The organism is Shewanella sp. 4t3-1-2LB, from assembly GCF_017368415.1.
Taxonomy (GTDB): domain Bacteria; phylum Pseudomonadota; class Gammaproteobacteria; order Enterobacterales; family Shewanellaceae; genus Shewanella; species Shewanella fodinae.
In genome coordinates this window covers 155513-174997 of record NZ_JAFNJD010000001.1, presented here as the reverse complement: position 1 = coordinate 174997, position 19485 = coordinate 155513, and the positions used below count along the sequence as shown (strand labels likewise).

Below are 19485 nucleotides of genomic sequence, written 5' to 3'. Positions count from 1 at the left end.
AGTTTTAGCCTAAATAGTTTGCCACGATGTAACATATTGTTGGCTTTTTCAGCGGGATCACACTCACCGCACAGATCTGCCTAACGCTGGGCCACGAACTGCGCGATAATGGCGTATCGGCTGCGCCGCAATCATAGCGGCCAGCACCCTATTATTTAGTGTCTGAATCTCATCAGGACGGTGACAGGAACAACCATGACGAACGGGATCAATCTTTTATTATTATGTGGCGGTGGCGGTGCCGAACATGCTATTTCGCTGCTGTCTGCCAGCTATTTTGAAAGCTGTCTTAGCAAGGTGTCGGGCATTAATCTGCTGTGGCTGGAACTCAATGGCAAAGGCCAGTATCACACCAAAGACGGTCGCAAGTGTGAGCTGACCAACCGCCGCGAGATACGCTTTGACGACGACAGTCCAAGCTGGCCGGTAGATTATGTGATCCCCTGTATTCATGGTTACCCAGGTGAAACCGGGGATATCCAATCCTATTTTAACCTGATCAATCTGCCCTATTTTGGCTGTGAATCTGAAGGCAGCAGCAACTGTTTTAACAAGATTACCGCCAAAATGTGGTTTACCGCACTCGGTATTCCCAACACCCCGTACATTTTTGTCAATCAACCAGACGATGACGCTATCGCCCGCTGCCAGCAGGCATTGCAGAACTGGGGATCACTGTTTATTAAAGCAGCGTCACAAGGTTCATCGGTAGGTTGCTACAAAGTGGATGATGCCGCCAAGATCGCGGAAGCTCTGAAAGACGCCTTTAGTTATTCCCCTTATGTTGTCGTCGAAAAAACCATTCGCGCGCGGGAATTGGAAGTTGCGGTCTATGAATATCAGGGCGAAGTGATCGCCACACGTCCTGGTGAAATTGTCTGCGCTGCTAACACCTTCTACACTTATGAAGAGAAATACGCCGACAACAGCCATGCCACCACCAAGGTAGAAGCCGATAATCTTACCGAGGCACAAATTGCTACCATCCGCGACTATGCGGTGCGGGCATTCAAGGGGCTGAAACTACGCCACCTGTCGCGCATCGACTTTTTCCTCAGCGATGAAGGAGAAATTCTGCTGAATGAAATCAATACCTTTCCTGGCCTAACCAAAATCTCCATGTTTCCGAAAATGCTGGCAAACCACGGCGAAGATTTTACCACTTACCTGCTGGATAATATTCAGCGGCAGTTGACTAAAAAGATCGGCTAATTAGCCGGTTAGTGGCAGCTGACTCATTAGAAGCTGTTCACCATCGCTATTGGCATAAAAAACCACCGCATGAAGCGGTGGTTTGCTACATGATTACCGATTACTTGTGGAAAAATACCAGCGTCCAAGGCAGAACATAAGCTTGCATGACAGTGATAAAACCGATGAAGCCACAGAAAATCAGACTGTGTTTCAGTGTGAAACGGAACAATTCAGACTCCCGCCCAACTAAACCAGTCGCGGCACACGCCACGGCAATGGATTGTGGGGAAATCATCTTCCCGGTAACACCACCGGTGGTATTAGCTGCCACCAGCAAATCAGGAGTTACGCCAATCTGATGTGCGGTATTGGCCTGCAAGGATGCAAACAGCGCATTAGATGACGTATCTGAGCCAGTAAGGAATACCCCAAGCCAGCCTAAGAATGGTGAGAAGAATGGGAATGCTGCCCCACTGCCCGCCAGCAACAACGCCAGAGTAGAAGACAAACCGGAGTAATTAGCGACAAAGGCAAACGCCAATACAAACCCGATAGACATGATTGGGAATTTCAGCTCAACCAGCGTTTCGCCAAAGGTTTTGAGTGCATCTTTCACTGACATTTTCAGCAGGACAATCGAGATCATTGCCGCTATCAAAATAGCGGAGCCCACGGCACTCAGTAAGTTGAACTTAAAGATCGCCGCATAAGCGGTATCCTTTGCCACAATAGGCGTAGTCTTAATCACTAAATTATGTAATCCCGGGATCTCAAGCGACACGGTAACGCTGTTCAAATAGCCTGAAATCGCCTTAATGCTCCACAGGGTCACCATGACAGTTAAAATAATGAACGGCATCCAGGCGCGGATGATCTGGCCGCTGGAATAGGCTGACTTAGCTGCCGCACTGCGTGGTTTCATACCCGCAAAAGTGAAAATTTCCTTGGGTTGCCATACTTTTAGGAACAGCGTTAAGCATATCAAACTCACCAACGCTGAGGTGATATCTGGCAATTCTGGGCCGACAAAGTTAGAAGTCAGGAACTGGGTAATGGCAAATGAGCCCCCGGCTACTAACGTAGCGGGCCAGGTCTGACGGATGCCGCGCATGCCGTCCATCATGGCAATCAACCAGAAAGGCACAATAACGGATAGCAAAGGTAGCTGGCGGCCAGCGATCTGCCCAATATGATAAGGATCGAGCGAAGACACTTGCCCGGCCACAATAATCGGGATACCCATAGCACCGAACGCGACCGGCGCAGTATTGGCAATCAAACACAGACCTGCGGCATATAATGGGTTAAAACCCAGCCCCACTAACAGCGCAGCAGTGATCGCAACCGGGGCCCCAAACCCCGCAGCCCCCTCCAAAAACGCACCAAACGAAAACCCCACCAGCAGCATCTGCAACCGTTGGTCTTCGGTAATAGAGGTTACCGAAGAACGGATAATCTCAAACTGTCCGGTCTTAACGGTGATTTTATAGAGAAACACCGCAGTAATAATGATCCACGCGATTGGCCACAGACCATACGCAAAGCCATAGACGGCTGAAGCAATCGCCATGGTTACCGGCATCTGATACATCAGCACTGCAACCAATAATGCCAACAGTAGTGTGATGCCACCCGCAATGTGGCCCTTTAACTTAAGCACTGTTAGTGCCAGAAAGAAAAAAACAATGGGCAATAATGCCACCAACGCTGACAGCCATAAGCTGCCTAATGGCGCATAGGTTTGTGTCCAGGTCATACGAATAAGTCTCCAAGTGCTTTAGTATATTTTGTTATAGGTGGCTCAGTCATTTGTCACCATAAATGGCGCTGACTGTTTGAAACACCGGCATTTATATTAGAGAGAAGATGTTTTAAGGTAATATTCATATAGCGATTAAGTGACGCATATCTCATTAATTATTTTTACAAATGTGACAGAGATTCATATTGAAAATTGTTTAAAAAATAGTGAGTTTCACTCGATTTGGACTTCTTGAAAGTGTCATTAAGTTGTTTGTTTGCTTTAATAAAATCATCAAACACAGCATTAATTGCAGATATTTTAGATATTGCGTAGTTAATACTGGGCTTTTTAATAGTCTATTAACAATTACACAAAAACAGATAGAGCAGCAGAAGTACCTGTAAATTTAGCTATTAGGCGCTTTATTATGCTGTGTTTATCCGCAGATATGGGCCACAAAATGTGGTTTACGCCATAATCACTGGCGATATTTCCGAGGTTAATGAGGGAGCCCTTTAAGGGGTTAGTTACAACACTTCTATGCGGTTGCGACCATTGGCTTTTGCCCGATATAGCGCTTGATCGGCACGGTTCAACATCGCAGAAAGCGTTTCACCTTCGCGATATTGAGTGATGCCAAAACTGGCAGTCTTGTGGCCAACCCCCACGAAATCAAAGCGATTGATTTTTTCTTGCAACAGTGCCGCAACCGTTGCGGCCTGAGAACCATCAGTGTTGGGCAGCAGGATAACAAACTCCTCTCCGCCTAGCCGCCCGACATGATCTTGCAGCCTGACATTATGCAGCAATAAATTGGCAAAATTGATCAGCACACTGTCACCTACCGCATGTCCGTGGGTATCGTTAACCAACTTAAAATGGTCAATATCCAGCATAATAAGCGATATGGGATACTTTTCACGGTGACTCAGGGCCGTTTCACAGTCAAACAATTGCGCTATCTTGGTGCGATTCCACAGCGAGGTCAGCCCATCACTGCTAGCACTATGTGCCAGTGTCCGCTGGTGCAAATATAAGCTGGCATTGGCACGCTCCAACACCAGCGCATTCACCAACCCGAACAGAAATGCTGACAGGATCCACAACAGGTGCAATTCCAGAAAATAACTGGATACGCCTTCAAGATAAGTCATCGCCAGCACTAATATCGCCGATGCTGAGGCCGATATGGCGGCGTAACGCAGCGTTAACCCGGAAATAGCGAAGGTCCAGATGATTGCCAGATAAATTTCCGGCGCAAAAAATGGAAATCGTGCCGTGGCAATGTTAAACCATAAGTTAGCAAAAATGGCACCGATGGGCGCGATAACCAGCAAGGCCCGCATCATTCTATGCAACCGCGGATAGTAACTTAAGGCGCCGATAATAAGCAGTGACCCTGGAACTAATAGCCCATGCACCAACAATCGTTGTTCAGAATGCCGCAGCCCCAGGCCATTTTCCAACAGCGCATAGAGCAAATACAGCAACGCCGTCACAAAGGCGATATAGCGGATATGCGGCGTTTTGGATTGCAGATGCCATTGCTGAAAATCTACTTGGTGCGGGTCCAGTAGACACAATTTATCTGAAGAAGGAATTATCAACTGACTAGACTCCCGACCGATGTCAGCCAGACATCTTATCCTGAATTACAATACATATGACGGTAATTTCAATAATGCCTGCCGTACCCTCACAATTGCAACTGTCGGCTATCAGATCGTTGCCGCCTCACTGCGCGAACTGACAGGCGCCACTGCCAAAAGGTGCACGCTGAAACTCAGGTAAGCGCTCCGCCATAGCAGATAAAGATGTCAGCTTGGGAAAATCACTGGCAATCACCACCTCAGCCAACATCTGTTGGCTAAAGTGCCAAGCAATTGCAATCGTGAGATCCGCCAGATCGACACGATCACTGGTCAGCGGCGAAGCCAGCGTTATCTGTGACTCCAACTCTTCATAGGCCGCCAGCAGTTGTCCGGTGACGCGCTGCGTCCAGGCATCATATTGTTTGTCCTGAGGGCGTAATTGCCGTTCATAAACTAACTGCACGCTCTTCTCACACGCGGCCAAAGCCAAACCCAGCAGTTGCAGTTGTCGCTGTAATATCTTGGGCTCATCGGCTAATAATTTTCTAGCAGGTGCCAACGCGGCTGCATATTGCAGAATTAAGGTGGAGTCCATCAGTGCCGTACCATCATCACAAATCAAGGTTGGCGCCTTCACCACTGGATTGATCTGAGCAAACGCTTCAAAAGTGCTGAACACCGATAACGGCTGATGTTCAAATTTCAGCCCAAGTAGCTGCAATGAGACCGCTACCCGCCGCACGAAGGGTGAATCTAGCATGCCGATAAGTTTCATAAGTGATACCTGTTTGAATGGCCCAGCGCCCATTCTGCGCCAACAGTCACATCAGTCAAGATTGATAAAGTGTCGTTATAAAATGTTACTGATTTTAGATGGCATTAGCCGACAGTTATCGTATAAACACTAGATATTTATGTCGGCATCGACAACGCAAAGGTAACTAAAAATGAAACGAATGTTAGTGCTGGCCGCCTGTGCCAGTTTTTCTGTAGCGGCGGCGGAGCCCGCATGGGTGGCAACCAGCAACCAATATGCCATGGAAGTGTTGCAGAAAATTGCCGAGGCTAGCCCAGAAAGTGGCTCAGAACTGGGCATTGAAACCTACGATAGCAACGCCTCCGATCTCACCCTGGCTGCGGAAACAAAAAACCTTAACAGCCTCCACGATGAAATTGGTAAGTTGCAACTCATCGCGAAGCAAACAAACGATGCCCGGGTGATGCAGGACTTGCAGATCATGATAGATGCGCTGCAACGCCAACTGGACTCGGCCAAACTGTCTGAGCAATACGAACTGCCCTTCTACAATGTTGCTGAGAAAGTCTTCGGGGGCATTCAAGTGCTTTTGGATGACCGTAACAGCGATGCACGTATGCAAAAAGCCGTTGCGCGACTCAATGCCTATGTTGGAACAGACACTCAGCCAGGCATTGTGGCACAAGCCCAGCAACGCACCGCTCAGGCGTCAGCCAATAAGCAACTGACAGCGCCCTATTACAAGGAAGTAGAACAAGCCATCGCCAATACCCCACAGTTTATTCATGGGATAGAGCAGCTATTAACGGCCCATAAATTACAAGGTTGGCAGCCAGCCTTTGCCAAACTTTCTAAGCAACTCACCGACTACCAACAGTGGCTTAAATCCACGGTATTGCCTGTCACCCGGCAATCCAATGTGATGCCAGAAATCCTCTATAGCAACGCGCTGAAAAATGTCGGCGTGGATATTGCGCCTCAAGAACTCATTCAACGCGCCCTGTTTGAATATGCCGAGCTCCGTGACGAGATGCAGGCACTGGCAACCGATATTGCTAAGGCAAAAGGATATAAAAATGATGACTATCGCTTTGTTATCCGCGAGCTGAAAAAACAACAGGTCACCGGTGACGATGTCTTACCTTTTTTCAAACAACGTTTGGCGGATATTGAGAAAATTGTGCGCGACCACAATATTGTCACCCTGCCACAACGTCCGGCCAATATTCGATTGGCGTCACCGGCAGAATCTGCGGCAATACCCGCAGCGCATATGAATCCGCCACGACTTGTGGGCAACACTGGAGAATATGGTGAGTTTGTGCTGCCAATGGTTGACCCTAATGCCGGAGGCAAACGCGTCACCGATTTTACCAGCAAAGGCTTTTCCTGGACGCTGACCGTCCACGAGGCCCGGCCAGGCCATGAACTGCAATTTTCTAACATGATTGAACAAGGCGTTTCCATGGCGCGGGCCATATTTGCCATGAACAGTGCCAATGTGGAAGGCTGGGCCTTATACGCAGAAGCCATCATGAAGCAATATCTGCCCAAAGAAGGCCAGCTATTCTCATTGCAAGCCCGCCAGCAACGAGCTGCACGCGCGTTTTTGGATCCGATGTTAAATCTTGGGCTTATCAGTCCTGCAGACGCTAAAAAAGTGCTGACCGATGATGTAGTACTGTCGGATGCCTTTGCCCAGCAGGAGATCAACCGCTACACCTTCCAAATGCCCGGCCAAGCCACATCTTATTTCTATGGTTATATGAACCTCAGGGAATTACGCGTAGCGACTGAGATAAAGTTACAAGATAAGTTTAATCAAAAAGACTTTCATGATTTCATCCTGAAACAAGGGCTACTTCCTCCCAAACTGCTTAAAAAGGCGGTAGAGACCGAATTTATTCCCAACGTGAAGTAACCGCAATATGGCGCAGTCGCAGAGGCTGCGCCCGCTTCCGCCAAATTTCCTGATAATCATCCCTCAATTCCATCAGCAGCAAATTTCCCCTACTCCGCTACACTTGACGTATCCCGCTTGTTACGGAGGCATTATGTTACGAGTCATGGAGTTAGATCATCTGGTATTGCTGTGCAGCGATATTGAGATCATGCTCGATTTTTATGGCCGGGTACTGGGCGCACAACTGGAGCGGCAAATACAGCAGCCACCATTATGGCAACTGCGGCTGGGAAATGTGTTGATAGATTTACAACGCCGTGACCAACCAGAACAAGGGACGAATGTTGAGCATTTTTGCTTCAACATTGCCGAAATTGATGAATCGCGGGTCGTCGACTTTCTGCAGCGGCAAGGCGTGATGTTTGAACCCTTCAGTGAAAAATATGGGGCTCGCGGCTACAGCCGTTCACTCTACATGTATGACCCAGAAGACAACAAAATAGAGCTGAAATTATTGTCTGCAACACGTGAAGCCTAGCCACTTGTTGTAGTGGGCAAGTAAAACTCGCCCAGCTGTCCATAAGCTTCTGTATACGCATTTGATGATGCCAATTGTGTCACCTTATTAATTCACATAACGCCTCAAACACCGGCGCAGCTTTGCTGCGTCCGAGTGCTTTGATTTGTTAGGCGCCTTCTCTTACGACGCGACTTTCTATCATTAGTTGCTCACCTTTTTGAGTTAATGACCAAAATAACGCCATTCCACCTTTGGTGGTTTGTGTATATCTAGTGCTAACTAGACCATAAGCTTTAAGCTGAATACTAATAGTTTTGAATTCTTGGTCGTTTATTGTTGCTGAATACCCTGAAGTGCTGCCCGTTTCTTTTTCTTTCAGAGCTTCTGCTAACTTAGATTTAACAGCTGCATCGCTGGGATGTTCTATTAGGTATGGTGAAATAAGTGCAAATAACTCTCGCCATGTAATTTCACAAGTAAAGGCATGGCTTCTCGGGTTATATCCTGGATTTTGAGTTTTATACGTGCCACTAACTTTGAGAGCTGAGTCCAGATCAGCCATTCCCTCTACTGCGGGTCTATGTTGAGCTTCAGCTTTAGATAAAGAAGTTTGGAGTGATGCATTAAGCTTTCTTAATTCATTGATCTCACTGAGAATATCTTCGTTCGCAACATTATTAGCACGGACCCAGCCTACAGCTGGGTACATTTTAATGGTCTTAGTAAGACTTAATGCAACCAAGCCAGGTAGCTCTTGTGCAGTGCTCCAAAATTTTACTAATCTCCCATCCATTACTTTATCTTTGAAACTTAGTAACTTGTCCCGTAACTCCGGATCTTTTTCTGATTTACCGAAAGGAATATCGTCTGGAGATCCGTGTATTAATGCTACAACCTTTAATCCATTTTCAACCGCGTAATCGAACTCTTTTTCTGTGTAGCTAATACCGTCAGGAGTTACAGAGCCATAACGCCCGCCAATGATAAGAAGGTAGTAATCGCAATCATCGATGATTTTCTTAATGAACTCCCATTGTTCTTCATCAGCGGCTGGGAACAATTCCATTCCTGCTGGGATACAGTCCATTTCCATAAGTGCTTGTAGCACATGCTGTCTTTCATCTTTCAAATCCGCATAAGTTGAACTAACAAACACCTGATATCTTTTTTCCATGATTGTCCTTTATTGGTGGTAGCGCCTAACGCTTTAAACAGCGGAAAACACGAGCACAGCGAATGGTTTTCCGCTGATTTAACTTGTTAGACTTAAGATCAATATCCATTAGCAACAACCTTCAATACCATAGCCCCCAAAGCCTTATCTTCAGAGAGCTCAACTACAACTTCACTGCCACGCTCATCTGTACCATGTGAAAAATAAAGTGAGACGTTCTCTAACTGGATTCCCGAAGCAAATTGCGTTTCCGGTGATAGACATGAAACAACTCGCATCGCGTTTTTCCCCGCAAACTCAACAGAAGCAGAATCCATCAACACCTTGCAAGCAAATGAAGCTGGCTCGTAGCCTTGGTATTCACAGCGCTTTGCTGATAGAACAGGTTCCGAATGACCTTTAAAGTTGCTTCCCCAAGCAGTGAGGAACTTTATTTCATGTGTTTCACCAGGTTTGATTGATTCAACAAAAGCATTGATAGGCTTGCAAAATGGATCATTGTTGCCCGTTGCCATGACTGGACATATGAAAGCTGCTAACAAAATAACGAATGATGTACGAGATATTTCCATACGGTGCCTAACGCCTAGCTCACAGGAAAATTGCGAGCTTGCGAGTAAATTTTCCTGTGCAGCTACTTGTTATGTGGCTCAACTCAAGCCTCGTAAATAGCGATAACGTTCGCTGCTGTAAAAAGAATCACAATCCCAGACTTGATTTCATTTGTGCAGTACGGATCGTTATCCAGAACGCCGGTGAAGTTAGGATATTTATTCTCACTTACCTCTACCCACATACGCTCCCCCTCAGTCACCCATTCCTCTCTTGAGTTCTCATAGGAGATGAGAAATACAAGCTTTACGAGACTGCCGGGCTCCAGCGTACGAACCTTTTCATCTGCTGGAAGCTCGAATGTATCTGGGTTTTCCTTGGCTCTAGAGTACGCGTCCGCTAATTCAAATGTGGCACTCATCCTTTCTCCACATAACATTTTATTAGTGCGCATGCGCATTTACCTCGTTGGACCAGTAAAAACGCGCACAGTTAACTATCTGTATGTAATGAACTTATCAGTATTTTGCTAAATTCACCATCTGGAAAAACGCGCATGCGCGTTTTCCAAACCTATTATCTAATCCGTGAAATTTATAAGTAAATGATTTTAATCATATTAATTTTGACTAAAATGTGAAAACGCGCACGATAGTAGGATAAAAATTGTTCAATTCCGCCATCATTTGAATATGACTGTATACCTGTCCAGCTTTAGGCATCGCAAGACATTGCAACATTTGAGATATACGGATGAAAATTTCTAGGTCAGAAAGTCCGTTTATTGCAGCGCCGCCGACAACTTGCTAACTCAGTTAAGCCCAGTTCGGTGTTTCACCATCATCTTGCTGTCAAAAGGGAACAATCGCTCCCTTTAAACGATGTCAGCGTATCATTACACCTTTACTACATCACAAATGGTGTCATTCCAGGATTGGTTGCCCACCAGCGGCGAAGGATTAATGGGGATTAAGCTATTGGGGTTAAAACCGTTACCAGCTCCGCCACGGCGTTTATCCCACCAAATGTGATTGACCATATCGGCATCTTCCGCTTGGGCAAAAGTTGGCAGTTCGGCTGGTTTACCGTTGCGGCCTTCGGCGATACGACCGCCGTAGTTCATGCCCATAGAGTTGCTAATGGCAATCACATCTGGATGGATACCTTCAGTCACCACCACTTTTACTTTGATTTTACCGACTACTTCACTGGGATTATGCACTTGGTAGTCTGACACAGGGCGGTAAGAGGTCACTTCAACAAAGTCACCACTTTTAACCCCAAGACGTTTGGCGGTTTGGCGGTTTATCCATGCTGGATTGTCGTGCACAATTTCCGTCAGATATTTTTGCGGTGCCGTGCGGCCTTGGGTGTGGACGTTCCACTTAAAGGTGGTCAACACCAACTGATGAGGCTTACGTTGAGTCATGGATTCAGGAAAGGCGAAGTGTGGCCAACCATCATCTTTAATGCCCAATTGTTGCGCCATCTGCTCAACATAGGGTGAATGCAATTCAAACTTGCGAGAAGGCGTTTGGAAGCCACGTTTGGCAACGCCGTTTTGCATCACACCAATGGCCTGCTTTTTACCTTTAACTTCTTGGTAGATCACGCCGTTTTCAACAGTGGTGCCTAGCAATTGCTCCGCGCTCAACGTTTTAGCAAACGGGCGGTAGTTTTTGGGCTTATCCCATACCCAAGCGCCATGTTTTTTCATGTAGTCAAAGCCGTTCAAACCATCACGTTTTGGCAATGAATTCAAACGATAAGCAACAAACTCAGCATAGGAGTCAAAGTCGAAATATTTAGCAATATCTGGGCCTAAGCGCTTGGCAATATTAATCAAACTATCGGCAAAGTTTTCACAGTCGAACGGCGGTTCAGCTGCAGGCTGACGCAACACCATGTAGGGCTGCAGCTCATAAGCGTTGCGCGCATCAATGGTGTAACGCTCAAAATAGGTGGCATCAGGCAAAATTAAATCGGCGTAATGCGCCATTTCGGAGTAGACCACATCAGAGCAGGCGTGGAACTTAATCTTCTGCTCATCTTTCAATGCTGCCACGGTCACTTGCGGGCCTTCAGGCCAGTTTTGTGGGGCCGCAATGGTGTACGACAGATAAACATCCACCTGATGTTCGCCCTTGAGCAGCTTGTCAAATACCAGCTCGCTCACCTTCATTTTGGCCCAGTGATTGGAAAGTGGATATTGTTTGGGATCTTCCAGATCGGTGCTGAACTTCGGTTTCGGCGGAATAGGTGCTGGCTCGGGGAAGTTACTGCCTTTAATGCTTTGCGAACCGCCGTAAGCGTAACCACCTTCAGCACCAACACTGCCCACCAGCGCATTGAGTAATACTACGGCTCGCTCATTGTTAAAGCCGTTTTGATGCCCTTGAGTACCGCGGTTAGTAAAGGCAACACACGCGGGGGCCGCCGTTGCAAACTCGCGGGCAATACGGGCGATATCACTTGCGGCGATACCTGAAGCCTCTTCAGCAAATTTTGGGGTATAGGGTGCTAAGAAGGTTTTGATCTCCGCCAGCGAAACATTCATCCACGCATTAACAAATTCAGCGTCATAGCGATTTTCATTCACGATAACATGTGCCATTGCCAACGCTACCGCACCTTCTGAGGCAGGGAATGGCGCATGCCATTCATCGCTACGCCCCGCGGTGTTAGACAGTCTTACGTCGAAGGTCACCATCTTAGCACCAGCAGCTTTCGCCTTGACGTAACGGCGCATTAACGGGAAGCCGCCTTGGTGCGCTTCTAAGAAGTTAGAACCGAAGTTTAAGAAATAACGGCAACGTTCGGCGTCAACCGTTTCCCAATCTTTATCGCCAATGGAGGTCAGGTTCGCGGCACGCTTGTTAGCAGAACACAGCGCACGGTGGTTCAGCACAACTGGCGAACCCACCGCATTCATAAAGCGGCCGACAATATCACCAATTTTATTACGACCACCATGGAACACGACGCGCTCAGGATGACCTGCGGCAATCGCCGGTTTGATGCGCTCGGCGATCATCTCATAGGCTTCTTCCATAGTGATACGCTGCCACAAACCTGAACCACGCTCCCCTACCCGTTTCAATGGATAAACAATACGTTCAGGGTAGTTTACGGCTGACACCCCGCCGTGGGCTTTAGCACACAGCTTACCTTGTGGGTTCGGATCCGTTTTGCTGCCTTCGACCCCAAGAATTTGCCCGTCTTTGACCAACACATTCATCCCACAAACATTAGAGCAGTTAAGGCATACACTTGGGACGCGCAGCACATCAGCAATACTGTCTGCCAAACGAAGGCGACTCAGCGCCGCCGTTGGTACTTCGGCGGCAACGGCATTGGGTATTAGTGAAATCACATCGCCTAGTTGCATCGCCGCAACAGTGGCAGCAAATTTCTTAATAAACTCACGACGTTCCATAATTACACCCCGCCCCATTGGTCGATTTCATACAGATGTGGATCAAATGGTTTACCTTCCTGCAGTTTGTCGAGCATCGCTTGCGACACGCCAATATGACGACTGCGAGGGGTATCGGAGGCGCGGTTTTTAATGCCTACGGCATTACTAGGAATAGGCGCATTGTCGGTGATGATGCTGATGGCGTCTGCCACACAAGTGGAAACACACGCGGGTTGCAAACCCACCTTGAGACGGTGCAAACACAAGGTGCATTTTTCGGCTTTCTGGGTGTAGGGATTCACGTACACGGCCCCAATGGAGCAAGCGCTAATACAATCACCACAGCCATTACAGCGGCTTTCATCCACCTGAACGGTACCGTCCACTTTGTGAATTGCCTGGTTTTTGCAAGCCACCATGCAATCTGGGTGTTCACAATGACGGCAGGAAATTGGCAGAAATTCACGCTTAACCTGGGGGAAACTGCCAACGTCACGATAAATGGTCATCTGACGAAAATGGCCGAGCGGGGCTTGAAACTCTTGCTTACACGCCACAGAACATGCGTGGCAACCGACACAACGATTAGTGTCGACGATCATTCGGTACGACATAGATTCGAGTCCTAACTGAGATGTTTAAATAACTGCACAACATCCCAGTCGAACCCTGCTTTCGTAAGCACAGGCCAACACATGGCAAAATGATTGGTGCGGGCTTATTAAACGATTTAGTTGAAATACTAAAATGCAAATGCTCGACTCAAGTCACGCTAGGTTGCCACAAGCGCTAATTAATTCACCAAGAATCGGTCAAAGTGCCGGTGTTGCAACGTCTCTAGCAACGACACAAAAGCTCTCAATGTTGCCGTCGCTTCGAGTCATTGCCCGTAGTGATTTTTTGCAGCAACGGTCAAAAATAGCTCCCGACTAGAGCGATGACAATGCCGTTGTGCTGCAGACAACGGATGCGTCACGGGATTACACTGATTTTAATTGATTAAGAATGCGTTTTTCCGATATGGCATAAGCAGTGCCAAGCGTTTGCGCGAAACAACTCACCCGATACTCTTCCAGCATCCAACGTACTTCTGCCAACGCTGGAGGCACCGCTTGTGATTTAGGCAATTTTGCCAGCGTTGCCTGATATTCTGCAGTGGCGTTATGAATACTGAGCAGATGCAGTTTGTCACGGTTTGGGTCCACCGGCAGTTTATCCAGCCGGATTTCAATCGCCTTTAGATAGCGGATCACATCACTTAGCCGTTGCCAGCCTGTTGCTTCCACAAAACCTTTAAACACCAGTTGCTCTAATTGGCTTTGAATATCACTCATAGCAAAAGCAATATTCAGGTTGATTTTACCTTTGAGGCGTTTGCGGATACGTTGATGGGTTGTGAGAATTTCTTCCACCTTGAGCGCAATGGCTTCAGCCGTACTGTTGAGCTCTTGCCGTACTATATCTCTGGCCTGTTCAAACGCTGCCGGTGAACGGACATCCAACGCCTGTTCATCAAGGATCTGCTGCACTGCTGCATGGATGATATCGTCAATCAGTAATTGCACCTGACCAAACGGGTTAAAGTACATTGCCAGCTTGGCTTTATTGGGCAACGCCTGCTGCAGATGTTTTACCGGCGACGGAATATTGATCAGCAGCAATTTACGCACGCCTTGCCGATGTAAACATTGCGCCTGTTGTTCGTCATCAAAAAGTTTGATGGCAACATTATCACCTTCATCCACCAGCGCCGGAAACGCTTTCACCTCATAACTACCGCGACGCCGTTGATATTCCTTGGGTAACTCCCCAAAACTCCACTCCGTCAGGGCTGTCTGCTCTATGCCTTTATCGGCCACTTGGCAAATAGCCTGTTTCACCTGCCCTTGCAACGCTGCTTTCAGCTCATCCAGGTTACGTCCTTGAGCAATCAATTGGCCTTGGTCATTCTCAATTTTGAAGTTGATCAGCAGGTGCGGTGGCACCACAGTTACATCAAAATCTTCTGGCGACACTTTAGTACCGCTCATACGCAGCAACTGCCGACATAAACTATCGAGTAACGGCTGTTGCAGCGGCTGCATGGCTTGCACACAGGCACGGGCATAATCCGGTGCCGGGACAAAGTTGCGCCGCAGTGGTTTAGGCAGTGACTTTATCAATGCGATACATTTTTCTTCGCGTAATCCAGGTACTTGCCATTCAAAGTCTTTGTCTTCTATTTGATTAAGCAACGCCACCGGAATATGCAGCGACACGCCATCGTCTTCTTCGCCAGGTTCAAAACGATAACTCAGTGGCAAGGTGAGTTTTTCCTGCTGCCAGTTATCGGGGAAGTCCAGCGCCGAGACATGGGTATCGTCACGCTGCATTAGCAATTCACGGCTGAAATTGAGTAACTCTGGCGTTTGCCGTTGCTGCTGACGCCACCATTTGTTAAACAGTGGCAGATTGAAAATCCCCTCAGGAATACGCGCATCGTAAAAGGCAAATAAGGTATCTTCATCGACCAGAATATCGCGCCGCCGCGATTTATGTTCCAGCGACTCGACCTCTTCAAGCAGTGCCAAATTCTGTTTATAGAATGTATCCGACAGCTTCAGCTGCCCTTCTGCCAGCCCGCTACGGATAAAAATCTGCCGCGCTTCTACCGGTTGGACCGGGCCAAACTGCACCTTACGGCGGTTGACCACCGTCAAGCCGTACAGCACCTGATTTTCTAGGGCGATGACCGAACCTTGTTTAGCCTCGAAATGCGGTTCTACATAATGCTTTTTAATGAGATGGGCCGCTAACGATTCCAGCCATTCCGGTTCAATAGCCGCACAGCTACGGGCGAACAAGCGTGAAGTTTCAGTGAGTTCAGCCGCCATCACCCATTTGGGGCCTTTTTTGGCTAAGGGCGAGCCGGGGAAAATATAAAACTTGCGGTTACGGGTGCCCTGATATTCATTATTCTGATCTTTGAAGCCGATATGACTCAAAAGCCCAGACAGCAATGCCTGATGCAGTGGGTCATAACTCGTGGGTTCACTGTTTAAACGCCATTTCAAATCATGCACGCTCTGGCGTAACTGCGCATACAGATCCTGCCATTCGCGGATCCGTAAATAAGACAGATATTCGTCCTTCATCTGTTTGCGGAACTGATTACCAGACAACTGCTGTTGTTGCTGTTTGAGGTAGTTCCACAAATTAAGCAGCGCGACAAAGTCCGATGACTTATCCGCAAAGCGGTTATGGGCTTCGTCTGCCGCCTGTTTTTTATCCATGGGCCGCTCGCGCGGATCCTGAATTGACAGCGCGGCGACAATCACCATTACTTCCTGCAAGCAGCCGAGTTTGTTGGCTTCCAGCACCATCCGCGCCAAACGCGGATCTACCGGAATTTTCGCCAGTTCCTGCCCTAATCGGGTCAACCGCAGTTGCCCTTTATGGCGCTCTACTGCCTGTAACTCTTCTAGCAACAGAAAACCATCACGGATATTGCGTTCATCCGGCGGTTGAATAAAAGGAAAACCACCAATATCCCCCAGGCCAATAGCTAACATCTGTAAGATTACTGACGCCAGATTGGTTCGCAGAATTTCCGGATCGGTAAACTGCGGACGGTTATTAAAATCATCCTGTGCATACAGCCGGATACAGATACCCGGCCCCACGCGGCCACAACGGCCCTGTCGTTGATTGGCACTGGCCTGTGAAATGGGTTCTATCGGCAATCGCTGTACTTTAGTGCGATAACTATAACGACTGATCCTGGCGGTGCCGGGGTCGATAACATAGCGGATGCCGGGAACCGTCAATGAGGTTTCGGCCACATTAGTGGCGAGTACGATGCGACGGCCAATATGAGACTTGAATACCTTGGATTGCTCACCATAAGACAGGCGCGCATACAATGGCAGAATTTCAGTATCCCGCAAATTACGCTTATTCAGTTGCTCCGCCACATCACGGATTTCCCGTTCACCATTCAGAAAAATCAGAATATCGCCGGGACCTTCTGCTACCAGCTCATCAACTGCGTGAAAAATCCCTTCGATCAAGTCAAGATCTTCATCTTCATCGCGTAACAGCGGCCGGTAACGGGTTTCTACGGGATAGGTGCGGCCACTGACTTCCACCACTGGTGCATGATTAAAGTGGCGCGAGAAACGTTCCACATCGATGGTGGCAGAAGTGATAATCAGCTTAAGATCCGGCCTTTTAGGCAAGATCTGTTTCATATAGCCAAGAATGAAATCGATGTTGAGACTGCGCTCGTGGGCCTCATCGATAATCAAACAATCATATTGCGACAGCCACTTGTCTGATGCCAGTTCCGCCAGCAGAATACCATCGGTCATCAGTTTGATATAAGAATCGCTGGAAATCGCATCGGCAAAACGCACTTTGAAGCCGACCGCCTGTCCTAACTCGGTCTGCAACTCTTCTGCGACTCTTGACGCTACGCTACGAGCCGCCAGTCGTCTGGGCTGGGTGTGACCTATGATGCCGCGGCTGCCGAACCCCAGCTCCAAGCAGATTTTGGGCAACTGCGTGGTTTTACCAGAACCGGTTTCCCCAGCAACAATCACGACCTGGTGCTGAGTAATGGCCGCGGCAATTTCATCGCGTTTTTGCGATACCGGCAACTCTTCTGGGTAATGAATTTTTGGACGATTATGCAGTCGCTGCTGTACCCGCTCATACGCCGCCTGTGCCTGTTCGGTTAATTCAGCCAGTTTGGCAGCTTTAGCCGTTGCATCTTGCTGATGTTGCAATTTAGCCAGCGCACGACGAATAACGGCAGCATCAGCCTGAAAGCACTGCGCCAGATATTCTTGGGAAAGTGGGGACAACTTGCGATTCAAAACAATAACATCCAATAAAAAGAAAACGGCGATCCTAACAAGGATACGCCGTTTTGGATATGGTTTGTAAATATCGTAAGGTGATTGCTGGCTTTATCGACAATCAGGCGGGGGTTTTATAACAATGCTCGGTGTAACTGCGGATAGCCGACAATACATTGAAACGATCAATGACCCCAACCACCCGGCCATGTTCCACCACTGGATAGATTTTGGGTTTTTGCCCCAGCATCTGTTCCGCCAGTAATAACACACTGTGGTCGGGATTAACCCACAATACCTCAGTACGCATGCGGTCTTTAACCAGATCCGCCAAATCACAGTAATAGCTGCTTTTCAGCATTGCGGCCATGCAATCCTGCTGTGATAAAAAGCCCACCAATTGCCCAGTTACATTGACCACAGGTGCACCGGCTTTATGTTGATTCAACAGTTGTTCCACGGCTTCAGCTATGGTCATCTCCGGCGACAATAACACCGGCTTACGATCCATATGATCGCTGACTTTAATATCCATTACCTTTCCCCAAGGTTGAAAGTTTACTCGTTAAGTGTAGTTGTGATTCAGCACTCAGGGAAAATGCGATAAGTCGATTGTCTTAATTAGTTTTTACTGATCACGCCAAATCATCACCAGCGGATCTTCGCCATTCTTGCGGCTGGCACGGTACATACCTTCAGTATTGAACGGAGTGGCAATGTTGCCACGCTGGTCAATAGCGATGACACCACCTGTGCCACCGGCACCGATTAACCGCTGGTTAATCACTTCATCAGCGGCCTCTATAATCGATTTATGCAGATATTTCACACGAGCACAGATATCACCGGTCACGTGGTAACGAATAAAATATTCTCCCCAACCGGTTGCTGACACGGCACAGACACCATTTTCGGCATAGGTTCCGGCACCAATAATGGGAGAGTCGCCAATGCGCCCAAAACGCTTGGCGGTCATGCCACCGGTAGAGGTGGCGGCCGCTAGATTGCCCTGTTTATCCAGAGCCACGGCCCCCACCGTACCAAATTTGTAGTCTAGATCCAGAGGATTGACTTTAGCTTGGTAGTCTTTCTTTTCTGCCGCAGCTATCTTGGCCTTGGCATCCTGTAGCTGCTGGTAGCGATGCTCGGTATCAAACGTATTGGCAGGCACCAATTTAAAGCCCTGAGTCAAGGCAAACTCCTCGGCCCCAGCCCCTGCAAGCATCACGTGCTCAGATTTTTCCATCACGGCACGCGCTAGATCGATAGGATGTTCAATATGGCTGACACCGGCAACGGCGCCTGCATTCATGGTACTGCCGTCCATAATCGAGGCGTCCATCTCATGCTTACCGTCCCAAGTGTAAACCGCGCCACGTCCGGCATTAAATAGCGGGCTGTCTTCCAGTACGTTAATGGCGGCTTGAACCGCATCGATACTGCTGCCCCCATCATCAAGAATTTTATAGCCAGCATTGACCGCTTCGGTGAGTTTGGCGCGATATTGTTTCAGTTGTTCGTCCGTAAGATTGGCCTTAGAAATCGTCCCAGCACCGCCGTGAATCACAATGGCATAAGGCGGTTCTGCCGCCCATGATGGCAGAGAAGGAGTCGCCAGCAGGGTCAGCGCCATCCATAGTTTTTTTATTTTGGTTTTCATTATTTTGTTTCCGTGTTAACAAGCTGTCCCCTTTGTAGCGGTTTTACTTAGGAAAAACAATCCACGGCTTGCTTGCGGATAATGCAAAGGTAACAATATCCTTCAGGAATGTCGCAATGCCGGGTTGGATTTT

The 19485-nt window shown here is 48.0% G+C and carries 14 protein-coding genes; 3 read left to right on the top strand and 11 right to left on the bottom strand.

Translation table 11 applies throughout. From position 1 onward, the window contains the following. Positions 1-195 precede the first annotated feature (195 nt). The gene (locus tag J3L11_RS00785; protein WP_207569699.1) at positions 196-1212 is read left to right on the top strand and encodes a D-alanine--D-alanine ligase; all 1017 of its coding nucleotides are present in this window, start codon (positions 196-198) and stop codon (positions 1210-1212) included. A gap of 100 nt (positions 1213-1312) precedes the next feature. Here J3L11_RS00785 and J3L11_RS00780 read toward each other — a convergent pair whose 3' ends face one another. From J3L11_RS00780 to J3L11_RS00770, 3 genes are all read right to left on the bottom strand, one after another. After that, a complete protein-coding gene (locus J3L11_RS00780) occupies positions 1313-2950 on the bottom strand; it encodes a lactate permease LctP family transporter (RefSeq protein WP_207569698.1) in 1638 nt (545 codons plus the stop codon). Positions 2951-3465: 515 nt separating this feature from the next. After that, positions 3466-4545 carry a GGDEF domain-containing protein gene (locus J3L11_RS00775; RefSeq protein ID WP_207569697.1) on the bottom strand — a complete coding sequence of 360 codons (1080 nt, stop codon included), beginning with the start codon at positions 4543-4545 and terminating at the stop codon, positions 3466-3468. Positions 4546-4672: 127 nt separating this feature from the next. Then, entirely contained in the window at positions 4673-5305 is a 633-nt protein-coding gene (locus tag J3L11_RS00770; RefSeq protein WP_207569696.1) for a glutathione S-transferase, read from the bottom strand. Between the two features lie 172 nt (positions 5306-5477). Between J3L11_RS00770 and J3L11_RS00765 the strand changes: the two genes are divergently transcribed. Together J3L11_RS00765 and J3L11_RS00760 are read left to right on the top strand one after the other, a co-directional pair. Next, positions 5478-7208: a DUF885 domain-containing protein gene (locus J3L11_RS00765; RefSeq protein ID WP_207569695.1), complete on the top strand. Its 1731-nt coding sequence runs from the start codon at positions 5478-5480 to the stop codon at positions 7206-7208. A 133-nt stretch (positions 7209-7341) separates the two neighbouring features. After that, complete coding sequence (locus J3L11_RS00760; protein WP_207569694.1) at positions 7342-7728, top strand: VOC family protein; 387 nt, start codon at positions 7342-7344, stop codon at positions 7726-7728. A gap of 148 nt (positions 7729-7876) precedes the next feature. Here J3L11_RS00760 and J3L11_RS00755 read toward each other — a convergent pair whose 3' ends face one another. From J3L11_RS00755 to J3L11_RS00720, 8 genes are all read right to left on the bottom strand, one after another. Continuing rightward, positions 7877-8884, bottom strand: coding sequence for a DUF4062 domain-containing protein (locus J3L11_RS00755; RefSeq protein ID WP_207569693.1), 1008 nt, complete (start codon positions 8882-8884; stop codon positions 7877-7879). A 98-nt stretch (positions 8885-8982) separates the two neighbouring features. Beyond that, the gene (locus J3L11_RS00750) at positions 8983-9456 is read right to left on the bottom strand and encodes a hypothetical protein (RefSeq protein WP_207569692.1); all 474 of its coding nucleotides are present in this window, start codon (positions 9454-9456) and stop codon (positions 8983-8985) included. Between the two features lie 83 nt (positions 9457-9539). Further along, positions 9540-9857: a DUF2314 domain-containing protein gene (locus J3L11_RS00745; protein WP_207569691.1), complete on the bottom strand. Its 318-nt coding sequence runs from the start codon at positions 9855-9857 to the stop codon at positions 9540-9542. Positions 9858-10331: 474 nt separating this feature from the next. Continuing rightward, positions 10332-12872: a molybdopterin-dependent oxidoreductase gene (locus J3L11_RS00740; RefSeq protein WP_207569690.1), complete on the bottom strand. Its 2541-nt coding sequence runs from the start codon at positions 12870-12872 to the stop codon at positions 10332-10334. A gap of 2 nt (positions 12873-12874) precedes the next feature. Beyond that, on the bottom strand, positions 12875-13468 hold the full coding sequence (locus J3L11_RS00735) for a 4Fe-4S dicluster domain-containing protein (RefSeq protein WP_189615321.1): 594 nt from the start codon (positions 13466-13468) through the stop codon (positions 12875-12877). 366 nt (positions 13469-13834) lie between these two features. Then, positions 13835-17716 (bottom strand): ATP-dependent RNA helicase HrpA, encoded by a 3882-nt coding sequence (gene hrpA, locus J3L11_RS00730; RefSeq protein WP_207569794.1) that lies wholly within the window; start codon positions 17714-17716, stop codon positions 13835-13837. A gap of 97 nt (positions 17717-17813) precedes the next feature. Further along, entirely contained in the window at positions 17814-18227 is a 414-nt protein-coding gene (locus tag J3L11_RS00725) for a CBS domain-containing protein (protein ID WP_133038793.1), read from the bottom strand. Between the two features lie 93 nt (positions 18228-18320). Next, a complete protein-coding gene (locus J3L11_RS00720) occupies positions 18321-19352 on the bottom strand; it encodes an isoaspartyl peptidase/L-asparaginase (protein ID WP_133038792.1) in 1032 nt (343 codons plus the stop codon). Positions 19353-19485 lie beyond the last annotated feature (133 nt).